We start from the raw sequence: 5798 nt of genomic DNA, 5'->3' as shown, positions 1-5798 counted from the left end.
GCTCATCGCTCAAATCCGTGGGATAGACGGCTTCCATGCCAGGTGCTCCGAAGCGAGAAAAGTTCCTCCAGTTTCAAACGCTGCGTGTAAATACTGCTTATTTCCGCGACGATCAAGACCTTTTCAAACACGTTCTGAGAGGAAATCCTGCCGAAAGCGGATTCAGACAATCGGCACTCACTCCGAGAGTCGCGCTTCGTTTATCCTCGACGCAGAGGTGACTCGATATCGGGTCTATATCGGCGGGCTCACCTCGGCCCTGGTTGTTTTCGTAGTGGGCGCAATTCCGCTTGCGATTCTCGGCACTGCATCCTTCGGTTTCCTTGGACTTGTTTGAGGCCTGAAAAACGGCAACCTGGGCGATGCACTTACTTAGGATGGGCAATGGTCCTCGTCGGCGGATGGCTCGCTCTTTATTGCCGCGCTGCGATCCTAATCGCTTTGCTGATCTCGGCGACCGCCTTGCTGATGACTGGATTTGTCCGCCGGTCGATCCGACGATTTCATCCAACAATGTACATCTTTCTGGTGAGCGGGTGCATCATGCCGACGTTTGCACGAGCGGACGAATTTCCGGAAGTCGATAAACTGCCGGCGCGGGCGGAGATGCCCGATCCGCTAGTGATGCTCGATGGTACGCGGGTCACGACGGTAGAGCAATGGAATGAGCGGCGGAAGCCGGAGTTGAAGGCGCTGTTTCAGCACTATATGTATGGCGAGATGCCGCCGGCGCCGCAGATCACATCCGGCGTTTGGCGGACGGATCGCGATTGTCTGGGCGGCAAGGCGACGATGAAGCAGGTGAAGATCGCGTTTGGTCCGCCCGATTGCCCGACGATCGATCTGGTGTTGTTCGTGCCCAATCATCGCGAACGCAATCGGGCGCCGCCGGTCGTGCTCGGGCTGAATTTCGCCGGCAACCATACGGTGCTCGACGACCAGCGGATCGCGCTGCCGCAGGGTTGGCTGCCGAATGGGCCGGGAGTCGAAAATAACCGGGCGACGGATGCCGGCCGCGGCAAGGGCGCAACCAGTTGGGAAGTCGAGCATCTGATCGATCGGGGCTTCGCGCTGGCGACCTTTTATTATGGCGACGTCGCGCCCGATCACTCCGGCTTCGCGGACGGTGTGTTTCCCTTCTTCCGCAAGCCGGGGCAAACCGAGCATGGCCCGACCGATTGGGGCGCGATCGCCGCTTGGGCTTGGGGATTAGAGCGCGCGGTCGATTATCTGGTGACCGACCACGACGTGGATCGCAAGCGGATCGTCATCTTCGGTCATTCGCGCAATGGCAAAGCGGCGATTCTGGCCGGCGCGTTCGACGAGCGGATCGCCGTGGTCATTCCGCATCAAGCCGGCTGCGGCGGTTCGGGACCGAGCCGGTCGAAGAATCCCAAGGCCGAATCGGTGACGAGAATCAACCAGAGCTTCCCCCATTGGTTCGACGCCCCATTCAAGGAATTCGGCGGGCAGGAGGAGAAGCTGCCGTTCGACCAGAACTGCCTCGTGGCGCTCTGTGCCCCGCGGCCGGTGCTCTTCACCTGCGGCGAGCAGGACCAATGGGCCAATCCGTCCGGCCAATTGGAGGTGCTCAAGGCGGCCGACCCGGTGTACCGGCTATTCGGAGTTGAGGGGATTCCTGCTGATGCGGCGGCCGAAGACGGCAAGCGAATCGGCAATCGGCTAGGCTATTACATCCGCGATGCGAAACACATGACCGACCGCGCCTATTGGGACGTGTTCCTCGATTTCGCCGACGCCGCGTTTCGCGTGAAGAAATGATTTAGCGCGCCAAGCAAATCGGGCGGGGACTGTCCCCTTCTCCCAGCCCGATTTGTCAGGCGCTCTCACCCTCACAGCGGCTTGCCGAGCAGCCGGCGCTTTTCGCGCAGGAACCGAAGATGACGCTCGAGATGATCGACCATCCCCTGCACGAGCTGCGTTAGCGTCACACGGCCGCGCTCGCTGTGCGTGCCAAAGCGGTCGAACGCCTCGTCGGGCACGCGACGAAGAATCTCGGCAGTCAGCCGCCGATTCTTGGCAAACAGATCGGCCGCCAGACCGGCGTCGAGCGCCTCATAAAACAGCCCGCGGGCGAAAGCTGATTCGTCGAACCCGATCAACGTCGGATTCTCCTCGGCGATCACGCGCTTCATCCGGTCCGATGAGATCAGATCGCTATCCATTAAGTGCAGCACGATCTGCTGAATGCTCCAAGTGCCCGGCACGGGAAGAGCGTTCAATTCCTCGCGTGTGAGACCGGCGATCGCATTTCCGAGCGCATCAGCGCCGTGTGCGTAACGTTCGACGAGTGGGTCGTTCATGTGTTGCTGGGGCGAAGATTCCCTGGCACGGAGCGCGTCGCGAGCCAACTCCTCAGCCCTTTCGACGGTGTCCGTTATCGTCGTGCCACGTGACACTAACTCCCAGAATTCTGCGACCGTTCCGTAGCCGTCAACGCATTCCTCAGTCCACCGAAAGATACGTACATGAAGTCCCCCGAGACGCCGTTCGATTTCGGCCTTCTAGCGGCCGCTTTCGGAGACGATAGCCTTTTCCAATTGTCCGACCTAATGTCCTCTCCGCCGGCCGTCGCCCCATGTCTTTCACGCAATTAATTCCTGCACGACATGCCCATGCACGTCAGTCAGCCTAAAATCGCGGCCGGCGTAGCGATAGGTGAACTTTTCGTGGTCGAATCCCAAGAGCCGCAGCATCGTGGCGTGCAGGTCGTGAACGTGTACCGGCTTCTCGATCGCTTTGAAGCCGAATTCGTCGGTCGCCCCGTGAACATAGCCCCCCTTCACGCCGCCGCCGGCCATCCAAACGGTGAAACCGTAGTGATTATGATCGCGGCCGTTAACCTTTCCTTGGTTCGAGCCCTGCTTGGGCAGCTCGACGGTCGGCGTCCGGCCGAATTCGCCGCCGCAGATCACGAGCGTCTCGTCCAAGAGGCCGCGCTGTTTGAGATCCTTGAGCAAGGCTCCGATCGCCTGATCGCACTCCTTGGCCAGCCGCCGATGGTTCGCGTCGAGATCATCGTGGCTGTCCCACGGCTGACCCTCGCCGTGCCAAACCTGAACGAACCGCACGCCCCGCTCGACGAGCCGCCGGGCGACGAGAATCTGCCGGGCCTGCACGCCGGGACCATACATCTCGCGGATGTGCTGCGGCTCGCGGCTGGTGTCGAAGGCGTCGGCCACCTCGGATTGCATTCGATAGGCCAACTCGAACGATTGCACGCGGGCCTCAAGCTGCGGATCCTCGCCGCGCTGCTGCTCGTGTAGCCGATTGAGCGATTGGACGAGGTCGATCTGCCGCCGCTGCTGGCCGGGGGACGAATAGTTGTTCCGCACATGCTCGACGAGCTTCTCGATGTCTTCGTTCTGGCTGTTGATGTAAGTTCCCTGATAGATGCCGGGCAGAAAGCCGGCCTGCCAATTCTGCGATTCCTGAATCGGGTAGCCGCCGGGGCACATCGCGATGAAGGCGGGCAGGTTCTGGTTCTCCGTCCCCAAGCCGTAGGTCAGCCACGAACCGACGCTGGGGCGGATCAGCCGGGCCTCGCCGCAATTCATCAGCAACAGCGACGGCTCGTGATTCGGCACGTCGGCGTGCATCGAGCGCACGAAGCAGATGTCATCGACGCAGCTTGCGACGTGCGGAAAGATCTCGCTCACCTCGATCCCGCTCCGGCCGTATTTCTGGAACTTGAACGGCGAAGGAAACGCGGCCCCGGTCTTCCGCTCGGTCGGCAGATTCGGCGTGGGCAATTCCTTGCCGGCATATTTCGCTAATGCCGGCTTGGGGTCAAACGTGTCGACGTGCGACGAACCGCCGTTAAAGAACAGGTGAATCACCCGCTTCGCCGTGGCCGGCAGCGGCGGCAGTTTCGGCAACAGCGGATTGACTCCCTCCGCGGCCATCGCCTGGTTGGCGAGCAGCCCGGCTTGGCCCATCAGATCGGCCAACGCCACCGCTCCGAATCCCATGCCGCAGCGGCAAAGCATCTCGCGGCGCGAGACGCGATTGACAAGTTCATTCGTCGGCATGCTTTGGATCCTCACTCCAGCGGCATCGCTTCGTTCTGCAATCGCTCCCACAACGGGCGAACCTGCAAATGGTCTGTCCATTCGTTGAGATACGCTGGATCCAGTCGTCAATAGTTCCGGTTGTGACACTTTTCCAACCGCTCCAAATAAAGCTCGTGAAACTTATCCTCCGGCAAATCGGGAAAGCGCTCGCGTAGACCCTGCCGGAACAAACTACCCACCATCTCCGTTAGATCGAATGCCTGCTGAAGCCGCTGCTCGGGCGTCATCGCCCGCAGCGCCTTGATGTATTCTCGATGATTTGGCTGCGGCTTCGGATCCACGATCAATCAATGTACACAAATTCATTAGTCATCAACAACGCTTGCACATAGCGCTCCCACGGATTCAGTTTGTTCGGCCCTTCGGGGGCCGCGTCCTTCGACGCGAGGAACTGCGCCGCGAGCGACACTTCTTCCGCAGTCGCCGGGCGACCGAAAAGAGTCGCATAAAGCCGCTGCACGCGCTCCGCCGGAGCGGCAACCGTCGCGATCTCCGGCCGCTTCGCCAACCGCTGCGCCTGCTCGACGACAAACGGGCTGTTCATCAGATATAGCGCCTGCTGCGGCACGGTCGTGGTGTGGCGCTGCGGGCTGGTCGTATCCGGTGTGGCCAGGTCGAAGGTGCGAAACAGCCCCGGCAAGTTCTGCCGATCAATGAATCCGTAAACGCTCCGCCGCCGGGAGAACGGCTGTGCCAAGAGATCGATTGATGGCCCGCCGATCTTGAAATCCATATCGCCGCCAGCCGCCAGAAGCGAATCTCGCGTCGCCTCGAAGTCCAGCCGCCGGCGGTTCATCTTCCAGAGCAGCCGGTTCTCGGGATCGCTCGTCTGCCCCTCCGCCGAACCGTTGCTCGATTGTTGATACGCGCTCGAGAGCATGATAAGCCGATGCAGTTTCTTGATCGACCAGCCCTCCTGCACAAAGCGCGCCGCCAGATAATCGAGCAGCTCGGGGTGCGTCGGCGGATCGCTGCGCAGGCCGAAATCGCTCGGCGTGCGCACCAGTCCCTCGCCGAAATGATGCAGCCAGATCCGATTCACGAGCACGCGGGCCGTGAGCGGGTTGTCGGCCGACGCGATCCGCTCGGCCAGTTCCAATCGCCCGCTCCCTTGCTCGAACGGCTTCCGCTCCGACCCCGACAGCACTGCCAGAAACTGCCGCGGTACCGCGGGGCCGGGGTTCCCCGAATTACCGCGAATGAAAACATGTGGATTGTCCGGCGTCGGCGAGTCTTCCAGCACCATCGCCTGCTCGGGCGATTGCGGCGCAAGCGGAACCGTCTTCTCCACGGAACTGGCCAGCACGCCGTACAGCGAATAGTAGTCCTCGGTCGGGATTGGATCGAATTTGTGGTTATGGCAGCGGGCGCACGTGACGGTGAGCCCCATCGTGCCCCGGCTGATCACGTCGAGCCGATCGTCGATAATGTCTGGCCGGCTGTTCAGAAACCGCCGCCCGACCGTCAAGAAGCCCATCGCCGCCAGCGAGCCGTTGTCATTGGCCGGCAAGCGGTCGGCCGCGATCTGATCGATGAGAAACTTGTCGTACGGCAAGTCGTCGTTGAACGCCTGAATCACCCAATCGCGATAGACATAGGCATACGGATACTTCCGCTCTTCCGTGAACACGTAGCCCTTGGTGTCGGCGTAGCGGGCAACGTCGAGCCAATAGCGCCCCCAGCGCTCGCCGTAGCGCGGCGAGG

General features: G+C 61.3%; 5 protein-coding genes. 1 reads left to right on the top strand and 4 read right to left on the bottom strand.

All coding sequences use genetic code 11. The features are described from left to right. The first annotated feature begins 543 nt into the window (after positions 1–543). Positions 544–1782: an acetylxylan esterase gene (locus tag VGY55_06725; protein HEV2969666.1), complete on the top strand. Its 1239-nt coding sequence runs from the start codon at positions 544–546 to the stop codon at positions 1780–1782. 71 nt (positions 1783–1853) lie between these two features. Here VGY55_06725 and VGY55_06720 read toward each other — a convergent pair whose 3' ends face one another. From VGY55_06720 to VGY55_06705, 4 genes are all read right to left on the bottom strand, one after another. Continuing rightward, complete coding sequence (locus tag VGY55_06720; GenBank protein ID HEV2969665.1) at positions 1854–2324, bottom strand: DinB family protein; 471 nt, start codon at positions 2322–2324, stop codon at positions 1854–1856. Between the two features lie 282 nt (positions 2325–2606). Beyond that, a complete protein-coding gene (locus VGY55_06715) occupies positions 2607–4052 on the bottom strand; it encodes a DUF1501 domain-containing protein (GenBank protein HEV2969664.1) in 1446 nt (481 codons plus the stop codon). Between the two features lie 107 nt (positions 4053–4159). Next, the gene (locus VGY55_06710; protein ID HEV2969663.1) at positions 4160–4375 is read right to left on the bottom strand and encodes a hypothetical protein; all 216 of its coding nucleotides are present in this window, start codon (positions 4373–4375) and stop codon (positions 4160–4162) included. A 2-nt stretch (positions 4376–4377) separates the two neighbouring features. Then, a partial coding sequence (locus tag VGY55_06705) for a DUF1549 and DUF1553 domain-containing protein (protein ID HEV2969662.1) occupies positions 4378–5798 on the bottom strand: 1421 nt, incomplete at its 5' end.

It is taken from the genome of Pirellulales bacterium, assembly GCA_035939775.1.
Classification (GTDB): domain Bacteria; phylum Planctomycetota; class Planctomycetia; order Pirellulales; family DATAWG01; genus DASZFO01.
This window is presented reverse-complemented; position numbering and strand designations above follow the sequence as displayed.

Excerpts from the sequence above, each read along its gene's own strand:
- VGY55_06725 (HEV2969666.1), top strand. The coding sequence starts at position 544 with ATGCCGACGTTTGCACGAGCGGACGAATTTCCGGAAGTCGATAAACTG.
- VGY55_06720 (HEV2969665.1), bottom strand. The coding sequence starts at position 2,324 with ATGAACGACCCACTCGTCGAACGTTACGCACACGGCGCTGATGCGCTC.
- VGY55_06715 (HEV2969664.1), bottom strand. The coding sequence starts at position 4,052 with ATGCCGACGAATGAACTTGTCAATCGCGTCTCGCGCCGCGAGATGCTT.